This window comes from Acetohalobium arabaticum DSM 5501, assembly GCF_000144695.1.
In the GTDB taxonomy this organism is placed as follows: Bacteria; Bacillota; Halanaerobiia; order Halobacteroidales; family Acetohalobiaceae; genus Acetohalobium; species Acetohalobium arabaticum.
Genome location: NC_014378.1, coordinates 1,143,902 through 1,159,315 on the forward strand (window position 1 = coordinate 1,143,902; position 15,414 = coordinate 1,159,315).

Here is a 15,414-nt window from a genome sequence, read left to right on the forward strand (position 1 = left end):
ATATTTTTAGGAGGTGACTGTTGTGAAGCTTGAATTAGAAAAGATTGAAATTGAAGATATCCAACTTGGCAATGAAACGTATGTCGAAGATGGAGTATTGACCGTCAATGAAGAAGAGTTAGTTTCACTGTTAAAGGAAGATAATAGAATTGAAGGAGTTTCTCTTGATGTAGCTAAGCCAGGAGAAAAGGTAAGAATTATACCGGTTAAGGATGTAATTCAGCCTAGATTCAAAGTGGAAGGAGAAGGACAAGGCTATCCTGGTGTGACTGATAAGATGGCTGGAGTAGGAGATGGTGTGACTAAAGTATTGGATGGAGCAGCAGTAGTAACTATTGGTGAGATTGTTGGTATTCAGGAAGGGCTTATTGATATGTGGGGTGAAGGGGCAGATTATACTCCTTTTTCCAAAACTAATAACTTAGTTGTGGATATTACGCCTGTTGATGATTTGTCAGGGCATGATCATGAAGAAGCAGTCCGATTAGCTGGGTTGAAAGCCGGAAAATATTTAGGAGCGGCAGGTGAAAAGGTGGAGCCAGATAAGACAGAAGTTTATGAGATGAATTCTATGGCTGAGAATATAGAAGATTATCCGGATCTACCGCGAGTAGCTTATATAGAAATGATGATCTCCCAGGGGCTGTTGCATGATACTTATATTTATGGTGTTGACTCTAAAGAAATTTTGCCGACTTTAATTCATCCAAATGAAATTTTAGATGGAGCGATGGTCAGCGGTAACTGTGTAGCTGCTTGTGATAAGATAACAACCTATCAGCATCAGAATAATTCAGTAGTTTTGGATCTTTATGACAAACATGGTGAAGAGATCAACTTTATGGGGGCAATATTAACACCAGAATTAGTAACGCTTGAAGGAAAGACAAGATCATGTAAGTATGCTACCAATATAGCTAAGATGTTGGGAGCAGAGGGAGTTGTTATTTCCGAAGAGGGATATGGTAACCCAGATGCTGATTTAGTTCAGAATTGTAAGTTTCTAGAAGATGATGGAATCAAGACAGCTTTAATTACTGATGAATGTGCTGGAAGAGACGGTATGTCTCAGTCTTTAGCTGATGCTAATTCAGCAGCTAAGGCAGTAGTCAGTACTGGTAATGTAAGCCATCCAGTTGAACTTGCTCCGGCTGAAAAAGTAATCGGTAATGAAGAAGTAATTGCTAATTTATCTGGAGGCTCTGAAGAGAGTTTAGGTGAGGACGGAAGCATAGTTTGTGAATTAAATGCAGTAATTGGTTCAACTTCTGAAATCGGTTATCATTCTGTAACTGCAAAATCATATTAATTCAGGAAGGGAGGATATATTATGTCTCAAAAGTTTAAAGTTGTATATTATTTAAATCAGTTTTTTGGCCAGGTCGGCGGTGAAGACGAAGCAGATATCGAGCCATTTACTGAGGAAGGGCCAGTAGGACCTGCTCAGGGCTTTGAAGGTATGTTAGAGGACGGAGAAGTAGCTGGTACTGTTATATGTGGTGATAATTATTTTAATGAGAATTCGGAAGCTGTAGATACTGTATTGGAAATGATTAACGAATATGATCCTGATGTTGTAGTAGCTGGTCCAGCTTTTAATGCTGGTCGCTATGGTATGGCCTGTGCTGGGGTCTGTAAAGCAGTAGCAGAGGAGTTAGGAATATCTGTTGTGACTGGTATGTATGAAGAAAATCCCGGTTTAGATGTCTGTAAAGAGATTGCTTATGTTGTCGAGACAGCAGATTCAGCTGCAGGAATGCGAGACGCACTGCCAACTATGGCTAATATCGTTGATAAATTGGTAAGTGGTAAACCATTAGGTCCGCCTGAAGAAGAAGGATATATTCCTCAAGGGAGAAGAAAAACTGTTTTCTCCGATAAACGAGGTTCACTGCGGGCAGTAGAAATGCTTATGGCGCGATTGAATGGAGAAGAATTCGAGACTGAGCTATCGATGCCAGAGTTTGATGATGTAGATCCAGCAGATCCAGTAGAAGATATTACCGAAGCAACAGTAGCATTAGTTACCAGCGGAGGTATTGTGCCGGGAGATAATCCAGATCAAATAGAATCAGCCAGTGCAACTAAGTTCGGCTGTTATTCCATTGAGGGAGTTAATGATCTCAAAGAAGATACAGATTATATTACAATTCACGGTGGTTATGATCCTGTTTATGCTAATGAAGACTGTAATAGAGTAGTACCTTTAGATGTACTGAGAGATCTAGAAGAAGAAGGTGCTGTTGGTAATATTCATGATAAATACTATGTAACAACAGGTACCGGAACTGCGGTAGCCAATGCAGAAGAATTTGGCGAAGAGATAGGTGAAGAATTGAAGAATGACGGCGTGGATGCAGTTATCTTAACTTCTACATGAGGAACCTGTACTCGTTGCGGTGCAACGATGGTAAAAGAGATTGAACGGTATGGAATTCCAATTGTTCATATGGCAAGTATTATTTCCATTTCTCAGTCTGTAGGAGCAAATAGAATTGTTCCTTCTATAGCAATTCCCCATCCAGTCGGGAACCCAGATCTTGGTCTGAAAGAGGAAAAGGAACTAAGAAAAAGCATGGTTGAAAAAGCACTAGAAGCTTTGACTACTGAGATAGAGGATCAGACTATCTTTGAATAAAGGAGGAGATAAAATGTTAGAAGGAAAGAAAGTAGCAATTATTGGTGATCGTGATGGAATTCCTGCTCCTGCAATCCAAGAATGCATAGAAACAACAGGAGCTGAAGTAGTTTTTGGTTCAACTGAATGTTTCGTGTGAACAGCTGCAGGAGCTATGGACCTGGAAAATCAAAAGAGGATCCAAGAGTTAGCTGAGGAACATGGAGAAGAAAACTTAGTAGTAATCTTAGGTGGTGCAGAAGCAGAAGCTTCTGGTTTAGCAGCTGAGACTGTTACTAATGGAGATCCTACTTTTGCCGGTCCATTAGCAGGGGTCCAGTTAGGACTCAGAGTTTATCATGTAGTAGAACCAGAGATTAAAGACGAAATTGATGAGGATGTCTATGAAGATCAGATAAGTATGATGGAAATGGTTCTCGAAGTTGATGATATTGTTGAAGAAGTTAAGAAATATAGAGAAGAGTATTGTCAGTTTATATAATTTATAATTAGAGCTTCCCTATAAAATAAATACCTAGGGAAGCTCTTTTTAAACTTAATTGAAAGCAATAAAGGAGGCAGTGAGGTATGTCGAAGGAATATGATGTGATTATTGTAGGCGGCGGACCAGCAGGTCTATCAGCTGGGATGTATGCTTCTCGTTCCAAGTTAGATACATTACTGTTAGAAACAGGTGATGTAGGCGGGCAGCCAAAAAGCTATGAAGAGATGGAAAATTATCCTGGTGTGCTTGATGCTAGCGCTCCTGAATTAGTAGAAAACTTTAAAGAGCATGCCCAAGAGTTTGGAACTGAGATAAAAGAAGGCGAAGTAAAAGAGATAGATGCAGATGGCTTTGTTAAAACTGTAACTACTAAAGAGGGAGTTGAGTACAAGGCCAAGAGTATAATCCTAGCTACTGGGGCTGAGCCAAGAAGATTAGACGTCGAAGGCGAAGAAGAATTTAAAGGTAAAGGAGTATCTTACTGTGCAACCTGTGATGCCGACTTCTTTGTTGATCTAGAAGTAGCTGTCGTAGGTAATGGTAATTCAGCTATCGAAGAAGCTCTATATTTAACTAAGTTTGCCAGCAAAGTAACAGTTATTGTCATCCATGAGGAAGGAACTATGGATGCCGACAAGATTTATCAAGAGAGAGCTTATGAGAATGATAAGATAGAGTTTGTCTGGAATTCAACTGTAGATAGAATCGAAGGGGACGGCTTAGTAGATAAAGCAGTCCTTAAGAATATCAAAACAGGTGACTTAACTGATTTTGAATGTGATGGTATCTTTATCTTCATCGGTCGGGTTCCCAGCACAGACTTTGTAGAGGATACAGTGGAACTAACAGATAATGGCTATATTAAAGTTGATGATACATTAGAAACTAGTAAACCAGGCGTCTTTGCTGCCGGAGATGTAAGAGAGAAATATCTACGTCAGGTAGTAACAGCCGCAGCCGATGGAGCAACAACAGCTACAGCTGCCGGAGGCTATATTGAGGAAGAAGAATACTGGCAGGAAAATGTATTAGAAGCAGATGAAGACGTATTAGTAGCTTTTTGGAGTCCTACTAATGAGGAAAGCATGGACATGACAAATAAGTTAGAGAATATGGATTTAGATGCTAAGTTAGTTAAGATAGATACTTATAAGAATATGAGAATTTCTAATCGTTATGAAGTAACAGAGATTCCAACTCTGCTTAAGCTGCAGGATGGCGAAGTTGTAGAGAAGCTTATTCAACCTACAGTTGATGAATTAGAAGAGATTATTTAAACCAAACTAAAATAAACTTGAAAGGGGCTGAAAATAATGATTGAAGTAGACAAGGAGAATTATGAAGAGGAAGTATTAGAAGTAGAAGGACCAGTAATGGTAGATTACTGGGGAGAAGGTTGTGACCACTGTTTAGAATTAATGCCTGGAGTTGAGGACTTAGCTGAAAAGTATGGTGATGATATGAAGTTCTGTAAGCTAAACATTAAAGGAAATCGCCGTTTAGCTATGAGCCAGCAGGTTATGGGCTTACCATCTATGGTATTCTATGTTGATGGAGAAAAGGTAGAACACTTAAGTGGCGACGACTTAACAATTGAAGAGATTGAGGAAGAGATTAAGAAGCATATTTAACATTAATTGATATCTAATTATTGTGTAATTACAGTGCATAATACAGCCTGGGAAGTTTCTCCGTTCCAGATCTTTTTTCTCTCTTGCTGCTAATTGAGAATAACTTAGGTTCTCATGATTTGGAGCGAACTATTTTGAAGGTGATTAGTAACTTCGACGAAAAAATCTAGATTTCACTCCGAAACAACCCAGGCTGAAATTATAACATCATACTGCAAGTAGTCAATATGTGTCTGGAACGACTCTTAAAACAGCCCGAAGCCATAGACGGCGAGAGGGCTGTTTTAGAGAATGAATGAGGCAGGATGCCGAATGAATGGCAAGTGGAAGATACATATTGACTATTCCTGCAATATCTTAAATGTTTAGTCAGTTTTTATTCTAGCGTAAGTCTGCGTCCAAAAGTGATTAATTCTTAAATAAAATAATGGAGGTGCCAAGTATGAATGAAGCAGTATTAAAAGGAAACAGTTATGTATTAGTTCATGCTGCTAATACTTTATTAGAACATGGATCCACACAAACATCAGAGAGAGCACAGAATCCAGATAGTGAATATCTAAAGCAAGCACCAGAATTTTTAAGAAGTTATGAAGAGGTAGTAGGTTATGGTCCAAACCAGTCCTATATTGGAAATATGTCAATAAAAGATTTAGAGGATATTGAACGTCCTTGGTATGAGAATAATGTTGATGATGCCAGCCGGTTCAGTGACTGGGGCGAGATTATGCCTGAAGATGAATTTTATGGAGTAATGAAGATGGCTGACAGCTTTGATTTAGTACAACTAAGTGAAGACTTTGCCAAAGATGTAAAAGATAAATTAGCAGATCATAGTTTATTAGAAGATAATTTAGATCAAATAGAAGGTACAGCTGTTGATTCCATTCAAGAGATGGTAGATGAACATACTGCTGAACCTCTATACTTAGATGGAGAATTAATCGGCTGTGTTAAACAGGCCCATGATACAGATGTTAACCTCAATGCCCATACTATGTTAGAGAATACAGTAGTTAAGGCTTCAGGAATACTTTCTATGCTCCATCTAGGCAAGCAGGAAGGAATTGACCTAGCAGAAATAGACTACGTAATCGAAGTTTCCGAAGAAGCCTGCGGTGATATCAATCAGCGCGGTGGAGGTAATTTTGCTAAATCAATAGCTGAAATGGCCGGCTGTAAGCAGGCTACTGGTTCAGATACTAGAAGCTTCTGTGCTGGACCTGCTCATGGTTTAATCCATGCTGCTGGTTTAGTTAAATCGGGTATGTTTGATAATGTAGTAGTAGTAGCCGGTGGTTCGACAGCTAAGTTAGGTATGAATGGAAAAGACCACGTTAAGAATGAAATGCCTATTTTAGAAGACTGTTTAGGCGGCTTTGCTGTCTTGGTCAGTGAAGATGACGGTAAGAGTCCAGTTATCAGAACAGATGCTGTAGGTCGTCATACAGTGGATACAGGTTCTTCTCCACAAGCAGTAATCTCTTCTTTAGTAACTGAACCGTTGGATAACATAGACCTAGGAATTACAGATATCGATAAATATTCAGTAGAAATGCAGAATCCAGATATTACAGAACCAGCAGGTGCAGGTAATGTACCAGAATCTAACTATAAGATGATTGCTGCCCTGGGAGTTAAGCGGGGAGATTTAGAGAAAAAAGAGCTACCTAATTTTGTAGATGAACACGGTATGCCCGGCTTTGCACCAACACAGGGACACATTCCATCGGGAGTACCCTTTATTGGCCATGCTCGCCGTGAGATGTTAGCAGGCGAGATGGAGCGGAGCATGATTATCGGTAAAGGAAGTCTATTTTTAGGTAGAATGACTAACTTATTTGATGGTGTATCCTTTATTATGGAAGCAAATGAAGGACAGGACAGCAACGAGACAGGAGTCAGTGAAGACGAGATTAAAGGTATCGTAGCTAAGGCAATGCGTAACCTATCTGATTCCTTACTAGCTGATGAAGAATAAAGGAGGTGGAAAAAATGGCCAACAAAGAAGCAAAGAAGAAAGTAGCTAATGTCTTTAATCAAGTGGCAGATGCTATAGAGACCGGTCAGTTTGGAGCTAAAACTAAAGTAGGGATTACCACTTTAGGTAGTGAACACGGAGTAGAAGAGATAGTCAAGGGGGCAGAGATGGCCCACAATAAGCATCAAGACCTTGAAGTAAAGTTAATAGGTCCTGATGTAGATACAGAACTATCAGTAATTTATGAAACAGACTGTGAAGAGACAGCCCATGATAAGATGGAAGAATTGCTGCAGGCAGGTAAGATAGATGCCTGTGTAACCAATCACTTTAACTTTCCCATCGGCGTCTCCACAGTAGGAAGAGTCGTAACACCCGGTTTAGGAAGAGAGATGCTGTTGGCTACTTCGACAGGTAGTTCAGCTACTAATCGGATTACAGCCATGGTGAAGAATGCAATTTACGGTATCACTGCCGCTAAAGCATTAGGTAATGAGAATCCAAGTGTAGGAATTTTGAATGTTGACGGCGCTCGACAGGTAGAACAGGCTCTTAAGGAATTAAAAGATAATGGTTATGAAATCAACTTCAGTGAAACAGTTCGTGCCGACGGCGGCTGTGTAATGCGCGGAAATGATCTCTTACAGGGTTCAGCCGATATAATGGTAACAGATACTTTAACCGGTAATCTATTGATGAAAGTATTTGGAGCCTTCACCACTGGAGGCAGCTATGAATCATTAGGCTACGGCTACGGTCCAGGAGTAGGGGAAGATTATGACCAGATCATCAATATTATTTCCAGAGCCTCCGGAGCACCAGTAATTGCCGGAGCCATTCGCTATGCAGCCGACGCAGCTCAGGGAGAACTTACTAAAGTAGCCCAACAAGAATTTAAAGCAGCCAAGGATGCAGGCCTAGAAGAGATTATTGAAGATATAGAAAGCAGTAATTCGGCAGCTGAAGAAGAAGTTTCAGCTCCGCCAGCTAAAACGGTAGATGAAGAAATCTCAGGAATAGATATCTTAACCTTAGATGATGCTAAGGCAGCTCTCTGGAAAGAAGGAATCTATGCCGAGACAGGCATGGGCTGTACAGGACCTGTAGTAATGGTAGCTAATGAAGATGAAGAAGAGGCTATGGAAATTTTAAAAGAGAATGGGTTTATAACGTAAATAATATAGTTCAGTGGGGCTAGCTGTGAAGCTGGTCCTTTTTTTATTTTATGACTAAAAGTTTAACTAATAGGAATATTTTAGTATTTAATTCATATACATGTATTGATATTGTTTTATTTCAAAATACTTGTTAGCTGTAATTATGTCAATTGAAAAGGATGGTAATTTAAATAATAAATATATTTACCTAGAGATTGGAAGAATTAATCTTTTAAGGAGGGGAAATAATGGAGGAGTATAATATTTATCAGGATATTGCTGATAGAACTGGCGGTGATATTTACATTGGAGTTGTAGGACCGGTTCGAACCGGAAAATCAACCTTTATCAAGCGGTTTATGGATTTATTGGTGCTGCCTAATATTGAAGACGAATATGAAAAAGAACGTACTCAGGATGAACTGCCACAAAGCGGTGCTGGACGGACGATAATGACTACTGAACCGAAGTTTGTACCTAATGAGGGGATAGAACTTGGGCTGGATGATAAACTGAATTTTAGAGTTAGACTGGTCGACTGTGTCGGCTATCAAGTTGATGGTGCTTTAGGGTATGAAGAAGAGGATGGTCCTCGAATGGTTATTACTCCTTGGTATGAGGAGGCTATTCCATTCCAGGAGGCGGCTGAAGTTGGTACTAAAAAGGTAATTGATGAGCATTCTACAATTGGACTAGTAGTAACTACTGACGGTAGTATAACTGAACTGCCAAGGGAAAGTTATATAGAAGCAGAGGAGCGGGTAATAGCTGAATTAGAGGAGATAGGTAAGCCTTATTTGATAACTTTAAATACGACTTCTCCTAATAGTCAGCGGACACAGCAGCTTAAAGGAGAGTTAGAAGAAAAATATAATAAGCCGGTAGTACCTGTTGATTGTGAAAACTTAACTGAAGATGATATAACCTATCTTTTACAGGAGACTCTGTATGAATTTCCTGTTCGAGAAATTAATATTGATTTGCCGCTGTGGATTGATCAGTTAAACTCCGACCACTGGCTTAGTGAAGAGTTAAGTGCTAATATTAATGAATCAATGGAGGATGTAATTAGACTGCGTGATATTGAAGAGGGGCTGAATAATCTGGCAGATTATGAATATACCAAAGAGATTATTCTTGAGAATATGGATTTAGGTACCGGCAGTGCAGAAATTAATATTGCTATGCAGGATCAGCTCTTTTATAATGTTATCAAGGAAGAGACTGGATTAGAGATTGAAGGTGATCATCATTTATTCAATCTTATTCAGGAATTAAGTGAAGCTAAAGATAAGTATGATAAAGTAGCTCAGGCTTTAGCAGAGGTAGAAGAGAAGGGATATGGTATTGTTCAGCCGGAATTAGAAGATCTTGTTTTTGATGAACCGGAATTAATAAAGCAGGGAGGCCAATTTGGTGTTAAACTGAATGCATCTGCTCCTTCTATTCATATGATTAGAGCCGATATTAATACTGAAGTTTCACCGGTAGTAGGTACAGAAAAGCGGTGTGAAGAACTGATTGATTTTATGCAGGAGGAGTTTGAAGAGAATCCAGAGGCTATCTGGGATACTGACTTTTTAGGTCGTTCTCTACATGATTTAGTTAAGGATGGTATTCAGAATAAGCTATATCGAATGCCTGAGAATGCCCAGAATAAATTACAGGATACTCTTCAAAAAGTAGTTAATGAAGGCAGCGGAGGACTGATCTGTATTATATTATAATTTATAGCAATGATTCCCATTAAATACCGGCTTTTTAGGCCGGTATTTTAATTTTTATAACTTTTTTTTCCTAAAATAAAGGAAAATATTGTTGAGATGACGAATAAAATTGATGATATAATAAATATTGATGTGTTATACTATTAAGGGAGGTGATTGATTTGACAAAGACTGAGTTAGTTGATAGGATAGCAGATAAAACTGGATTAACTAAAAAAGATACTAAAGAAACAGTAGATGCTTTTACTGAGGTAGTTACTGAAACTCTCCAAGAAGAAGCAAATAAGGATGAAGATGAGAGGGATAAAGTCCAGTTAATTGGATTTGGAAGTTTTGAGGTTCGTGATCGTAGTGCCCGTAAAGGACGTAATCCGCAGACAGGCGAAGAAATTGAAATTCCTGCTCGCAAGGTTCCTGCCTTTAAAGCAGGTAAAGGATTAAAAGAGGCGGTTGATCAATAATAAGTTAAAGATTCATTTTCTCATAATGTTTGGTTTATTTGTAGAAAGAGCATTTTGCTCTTTCTACTTTTTATAATAAAGATTCAAATATAATATTTAAGCAAAGTAGCAGAGTAGGAGGGAACAAAATCATGAGTCAAAAGGTGTATTTAAATGGTGAATTAGTAGAAAAGGATGAGGCTAAAGTTTCGGTTTGGGACCATGGTTTTCTTTATGGTGACGGCATCTTTGAGGGGATTAGAGCCTATAATGGACGAATCTTTAGGTTTAAGCAGCATATTGATAGGCTTTATGAGTCTGCTAAAGCAATTATGCTTGATATTCCCTTAACAAAAGAAGAGATGGAAGAGGCTGTAATCGAAACAATTCAAGCTAATGAATTAGAGGACTGTTATATTCGCCTGGTAGTTTCTCGCGGTGTAGGTGACTTAGGTTTGAATCCTACATCCTGCCCAGAGTCTAATGTGATAATTATTGCTAGTGATATTGAGCTTTATCCAGAAAAGTTTTATAAGGAAGGTTTAGAAGTAGTTACTGTACCAACAAGAAGGAATATTCCTGAAGCCTTAAATCCAAGAATTAAGTCGCTGAACTATCTTAATAATATCTTGGCTAAACTGGAAGCTAATCGGGCTGGAGTATTAGAAGCAGTTATGTTAAATAATGAAGGATATGTAGCAGAATGTACAGGAGATAATATCTTTATCATTAAAGATGATACGTTAATTACTCCGCCAGTTTCTGCTGGAGCTCTAAAAGGGATTAAACGTGATGTAGTATTAGAAATAGCTCCTGAATTAGGTTTAGAAGTAAGAGAGGAATTATTTACCCGTCATGCTCTCTATACAGCTGATGAATGTTTCTTGAGCGGAACTGCTGCTGAGGTAGTTCCGGTAGTTAAAATAGATGATAGAGATATTGCTGACGGTACTCCTGGAGATTATACCTGGGATTTAATTGATAAGTTCAGAGAAAGGGCAAATAGTGAGGGAGAGCATATTTATTAAATAAATAATATATAAATAATAAGTTTAAAAAGTCTATGGTTATTTCTTTTAAAAGAGATAACTGTAGGCTTTTTTTATTATAATTGGTAGTTAATAATAGTTTTTGCCAGCAAAAAAGAGCTTACCTCTATTAATTAAGCTTTAAAATTAATAAATTTTATTGCTTTTTGGAAACTACCATGTTATAATGTTTACTGTTGTTGAACAACTATCCATTATAAGTGGACAAAGTAGGTGATTTAATGAGAGAGAGTAGTAATGAGTATTATGTGGTTCATAAAGATATTCTTCCTACAGCAATTGTTAAAACAGTTAAGGCTAAACAGCTTTTGAAATCAGGAGGAGTAGATAACGTCAGTGAAGCTGTAGAAAGGATAGGTTTAAGCAGAAGTGCCTATTATAAGTATAAAGATTACGCTTTTCCTTTTTTAGAAGATACTCAGCAGAAGGTAATTACTTTATCTCTGCTTTTAAAGCATGAATCTGGTGTTTTATCGCAGGTTATTAATGAGATAGCTAAAGTCAAAGGCAATATTCTTACAATTAATCAAGGGATACCTCTGCAGGGAGTGGCTAATGCTACTATTACTATTGAAACTATCGAGATGATTTCTGATGTAGATGGTTTAATGGAGGACTTGGATGGATTATCCGGCATACAGAAGGTAGAGATTATTGGCCGTAACTTTAAATATTAATTAAGGAGGATTTAGTATGGGTAAATCAGTAGTTAAAGTAGCAATTTTAGGATTAGGTACTGTTGGTAGCGGAGTAGCAAAACTGTTGTTGGAGAATAATCAGAATATAAATCAAAAGATTGATAATGAAGTGAAATTAGTTAAGGTTCTGGATAAGGACTTAACTAGGGAGCGGGAAGTTGATATACCTGCTGAGATGATGACGGATAATCCTGAAGATATATTATCAAATCCGGAAATAGATGTTGTTGTGGAGACTATAGGCGGGGTTGGCCCGGCTAAAGAATTAGTTACAGAGGCTTTAGAGGTTAAAAAGAATGTGGTTACAGCCAATAAAGAGATGGTGGCCAAATATGGAAGTGAATTGTTGGAATTATCCGATGAGAATGGAGTAGATTTCTATTTTGAGGCCAGTGTCGGTGGAGGAATTCCGATTATTAGATCATTAAAGGAGTCTTTAACAGCTAATAGGATTCAGGAAGTAATGGGAATTGTCAATGGAACTACTAATTATATCTTAACTAAGATGATTCAGGAAGGTGCTAAGTTCGAAGATGTACTGGCTGAAGCCCAGCAGAAGGGCTATGCAGAGCCTGATCCTACAGCAGATATAGAAGGCTATGATGCTGCTTATAAATTATCTATTTTATCAGCTATTGCTTTTGGTTCACCAGTTGATGTAGATGATATTCATTTAGAAGGAATTTCGGATATTAAGCAAGAAGATATTACATATGCCAAGGAATTAGGGTATGTAATTAAGCTTTTAGCTATTGGTAAAGAAGCGGATGGAGAGATAGAGGTAAGAGTCCATCCTACCATGATTCCTAATGAGCACCCTTTAGCTGCAGTGAATAACGTTTTTAATGCTGTTTTTGTAAAAGGACATGCAGTTGGGGAATTAATGTATTATGGTCGTGGAGCAGGTTCGATGCCGACCGGGAGTGCTATTGTAGCAGATGTAATGGATATTGCCCGCAATATTAATTATAGAGCAAATAATCGTATTTCCTGCAGCTGTTATGAAGATAAAGATATAAAGCCGATGTTTGATATTACTGCTAAGTATTATATTCGATTAGAAGTTATAGATGAGCCTGGGGTTTTAGCTTCGGTATCCAGTATTTTTGGCAAGAATAATGTCAGTATTGAGTCGGTGATTCAGAAAGGAAAGATAGATAAGACAGTTCCTTTAGTCTTGGTTACTCATCAAGTAACTGAGGGCGATATTCAGACTGCTTTAAAAGAAATTAAGGAATTAGATGAAGTTAAAGAACTTAGTAGTTTAATTAGAGTTGAAGATTAGAGAAGCAAAAGGAGGCGATGGAAATGGGATTAATTGTACAGAAATACGGTGGTACTTCAGTAGCAAATCCGGATAGAATTAAGAAAGTAGCAGAGAGGATAGTAAAGAGAAAACATGAAGGTGATCAGGTAGTTGCCGTTGTTTCGGCTTTAGGGAATACTACTGATGAATTAATAGAGCTATCGCGTGAGATTACCGATAATCCGCCGAAACGAGAGTATGATATGTTAGTCTCTACTGGAGAACAGGTATCTGTAGCTTTATTGGCAATGGCTATTAATGAATTAGGAGAGGAAGTAATTTCATTAACCGGTTCTCAGGTGGGAATTATTACTGATGATCTTCATTCTAAGGCTCAGATTTTGAAGATAGATTCTAGTAGATTAGAGAAGGAGTTATCTAAGGATAAGATAGTGGTAGTAGCAGGCTTTCAAGGAGTGACTATTAATAATGATATTACTACTCTAGGACGCGGTGGCTCTGATACAACAGCTGTAGCCTTGGCAACTAAGCTGGATGCTGAGGTCTGCGAGATCTATACTGATGTAGATGGTATTTATACAGCTGACCCACGGACAGTAGAGGCTGCTTCTAAGTTAAAGGGAATCTCCTATGATGAGATGTTGGAACTGGCTAACTTAGGGGCGCAGGTTCTACAGCCTAGATCAGTGGAGTTTGCTAAAAATTATGGAATTAAATTGGCAGTAAGATCAAGCTTCAATCATAAACCGGGTACTTATGTTAAGGAGGTAGGAAAATTGGAAAAGGATAGAGTAGTTACAGGAGTGGCTTGTAGCACTGATGATATCAAAATTTCGTTGATTGGAGTACCAGACAGACCGGGAATAGCCTATCAGATCTTTGAGGCGTTAGCTGAAGCCAGTATCAATGTAGATATGATTATTCAGAATGTTCACCGGGGGGAGGTAAATGATATTACCTTTACTATTGATGATGAGAACTTAAATGAAGCTAAAGCTCTTTTAGATAAACTACAGAATGAGTTAGCAATTGAAAATATTGTCTATGATTCTGAAGTAGCTAAAGTATCCATCGTTGGAGCGGGAATGGTTACTAATCCTGGAGTAGCAGCCGAAATGTTTGAAGCATTGGCCAGTCAGGACATTAATATTGAAATGATCAGTACTTCTGAAATTAAGGTTTCCTGTCTAATAAATAAGTCTGATGCTGATAAAGCAGTGCAGGCTATTCATGATAGTTTTGATTTAGGTAATGTAGAAGAAGCAAGTGATGGTAATGTATAGAGTAAAGGTCCCGGCTACTACTGCTAACCTGGGACCCGGCTTTGATATTTTAGGCATGGCTTTAGATCTTTATAATATAATCGAAGTTAAAGAGACTGATAGAGGATTAAATATAGATATAGAGGGTTTAGGGGCTAAAGAGCTGCCTACTGATAAAAGTAATTTAGTCTATCAGACTATGGATTATCTCTTTGACAAAGCTGATTATAGGCCGGCCGGTTTAGATATTAAGCTGATTAATCAGATTCCTATTGCCAGGGGATTAGGCAGCAGTGCTACTATAATAGTCGGAGGCTTAGTTCTAGCCAATACTTTGGCTGGAACTCCTTTTTCGAATGATCAACTATTGAATTTTGCTGCTGAAATCGAAGGCCATCCGGATAATGTAGCTCCAGCATTATTGGGAGGAGTAGTTATTTCAGTAATTACAGATCAGGAAGAAATTATTTATAAGAAGATTAAGGCGCCTGAATTGAAGACGGTAGTTGGTATTCCTGACTTTAAACTATCAACTACTGAAGCAAGAGAGGTGCTGCCCGCTCAGGTAACCTTCAATGATGCTGTCTTTAACTGCAGTCGGGTGGGACTTTTAGTTTCTGCTTTCATGACTGAGGATTATGATTTATTAGCTACTTGTTTTGAGGACAGGCTCCATCAGTCTTATCGCCAAGACTTAGTTCCAGGAATGGGCGAAGTAATAAAAGAGGCTAAGGATGACGGGGCTTTGGCAATTGCTTTAAGCGGAGCCGGCCCTTCAATAGTGGCTTTGACTTTAGAAAATGAAGTTGAGGTAGGAGAGACTATAGTTCGGGTTTTTGCACAACATGGAATTAAAGCTAATTATAAAGTAGCAGAACCTAATTCGACAGGAGTAATTGTTGAAAATCTTTAAAACAAGCAGTTTTAAGTATATAATTGCAGGAAAGCAGAAGGGAGCAAATGGTTTTGAAACCAAAAAAGTACTTAGTTTTATTATTAACTGCTTAGCAGCTAATCTGGACTTTTAAATACTTTACAGAGCCTCTTCTCAATTGAGAAGAGGCTTTTCAAATTCTAACT

14 protein-coding genes are annotated in these 15,414 nt (G+C 38.3%); all 14 read left to right on the forward strand.

The features are described 5' to 3' along the window. Positions 1-22 precede the first annotated feature (22 nt). Entirely contained in the window at positions 23-1,309 is a 1,287-nt protein-coding gene (locus acear_RS05555; protein WP_013278030.1) for a glycine/sarcosine/betaine reductase component B subunit, read from the forward strand. Between the two features lie 21 nt (positions 1,310-1,330). Then, positions 1,331-2,638, forward strand: a complete 1,308-nt coding sequence (locus acear_RS05560; protein ID WP_013278031.1) for a glycine/betaine/sarcosine/D-proline family reductase selenoprotein B — start codon at positions 1,331-1,333, stop codon at positions 2,636-2,638. Between the two features lie 13 nt (positions 2,639-2,651). Continuing rightward, positions 2,652-3,119: a glycine/sarcosine/betaine reductase complex selenoprotein A gene (gene grdA, locus acear_RS05575; RefSeq protein WP_013278032.1), complete on the forward strand. Its 468-nt coding sequence runs from the start codon at positions 2,652-2,654 to the stop codon at positions 3,117-3,119. An 86-nt stretch (positions 3,120-3,205) separates the two neighbouring features. Continuing rightward, positions 3,206-4,399 (forward strand): thioredoxin-disulfide reductase, encoded by a 1,194-nt coding sequence (gene trxB / locus acear_RS05580; protein WP_013278033.1) that lies wholly within the window; start codon positions 3,206-3,208, stop codon positions 4,397-4,399. A 36-nt stretch (positions 4,400-4,435) separates the two neighbouring features. Further along, positions 4,436-4,753, forward strand: coding sequence for a thioredoxin TrxA (gene trxA / locus acear_RS05585; protein ID WP_013278034.1), 318 nt, complete (start codon positions 4,436-4,438; stop codon positions 4,751-4,753). 442 nt (positions 4,754-5,195) lie between these two features. After that, positions 5,196-6,734, forward strand: coding sequence for a glycine/sarcosine/betaine reductase complex component C subunit beta (grdC, locus tag acear_RS05590; protein ID WP_013278035.1), 1,539 nt, complete (start codon positions 5,196-5,198; stop codon positions 6,732-6,734). A 14-nt stretch (positions 6,735-6,748) separates the two neighbouring features. Beyond that, entirely contained in the window at positions 6,749-7,909 is a 1,161-nt protein-coding gene (gene grdD / locus acear_RS05595; protein ID WP_013278036.1) for a glycine/sarcosine/betaine reductase complex component C subunit alpha, read from the forward strand. A gap of 230 nt (positions 7,910-8,139) precedes the next feature. After that, positions 8,140-9,618: a stage IV sporulation protein A gene (spoIVA, locus tag acear_RS05600; RefSeq protein ID WP_013278037.1), complete on the forward strand. Its 1,479-nt coding sequence runs from the start codon at positions 8,140-8,142 to the stop codon at positions 9,616-9,618. A gap of 161 nt (positions 9,619-9,779) precedes the next feature. After that, positions 9,780-10,079: an HU family DNA-binding protein gene (locus acear_RS05605; RefSeq protein ID WP_013278038.1), complete on the forward strand. Its 300-nt coding sequence runs from the start codon at positions 9,780-9,782 to the stop codon at positions 10,077-10,079. A gap of 131 nt (positions 10,080-10,210) precedes the next feature. Beyond that, complete coding sequence (ilvE, locus tag acear_RS05610; protein WP_013278039.1) at positions 10,211-11,086, forward strand: branched-chain-amino-acid transaminase; 876 nt, start codon at positions 10,211-10,213, stop codon at positions 11,084-11,086. A 242-nt stretch (positions 11,087-11,328) separates the two neighbouring features. Beyond that, on the forward strand, positions 11,329-11,784 hold the full coding sequence (locus acear_RS05615) for an ACT domain-containing protein (RefSeq protein WP_013278040.1): 456 nt from the start codon (positions 11,329-11,331) through the stop codon (positions 11,782-11,784). A gap of 16 nt (positions 11,785-11,800) precedes the next feature. After that, a complete protein-coding gene (locus acear_RS05620) occupies positions 11,801-13,090 on the forward strand; it encodes a homoserine dehydrogenase (RefSeq protein WP_013278041.1) in 1,290 nt (429 codons plus the stop codon). Between the two features lie 23 nt (positions 13,091-13,113). Beyond that, a complete protein-coding gene (locus tag acear_RS05625) occupies positions 13,114-14,355 on the forward strand; it encodes an aspartate kinase (protein WP_013278042.1) in 1,242 nt (413 codons plus the stop codon). Further along, complete coding sequence (thrB, locus tag acear_RS05630) at positions 14,348-15,247, forward strand: homoserine kinase (protein ID WP_013278043.1); 900 nt, start codon at positions 14,348-14,350, stop codon at positions 15,245-15,247. Before acear_RS05625 ends, thrB begins: the two co-directional genes overlap by 8 nt. Positions 15,248-15,414 lie beyond the last annotated feature (167 nt).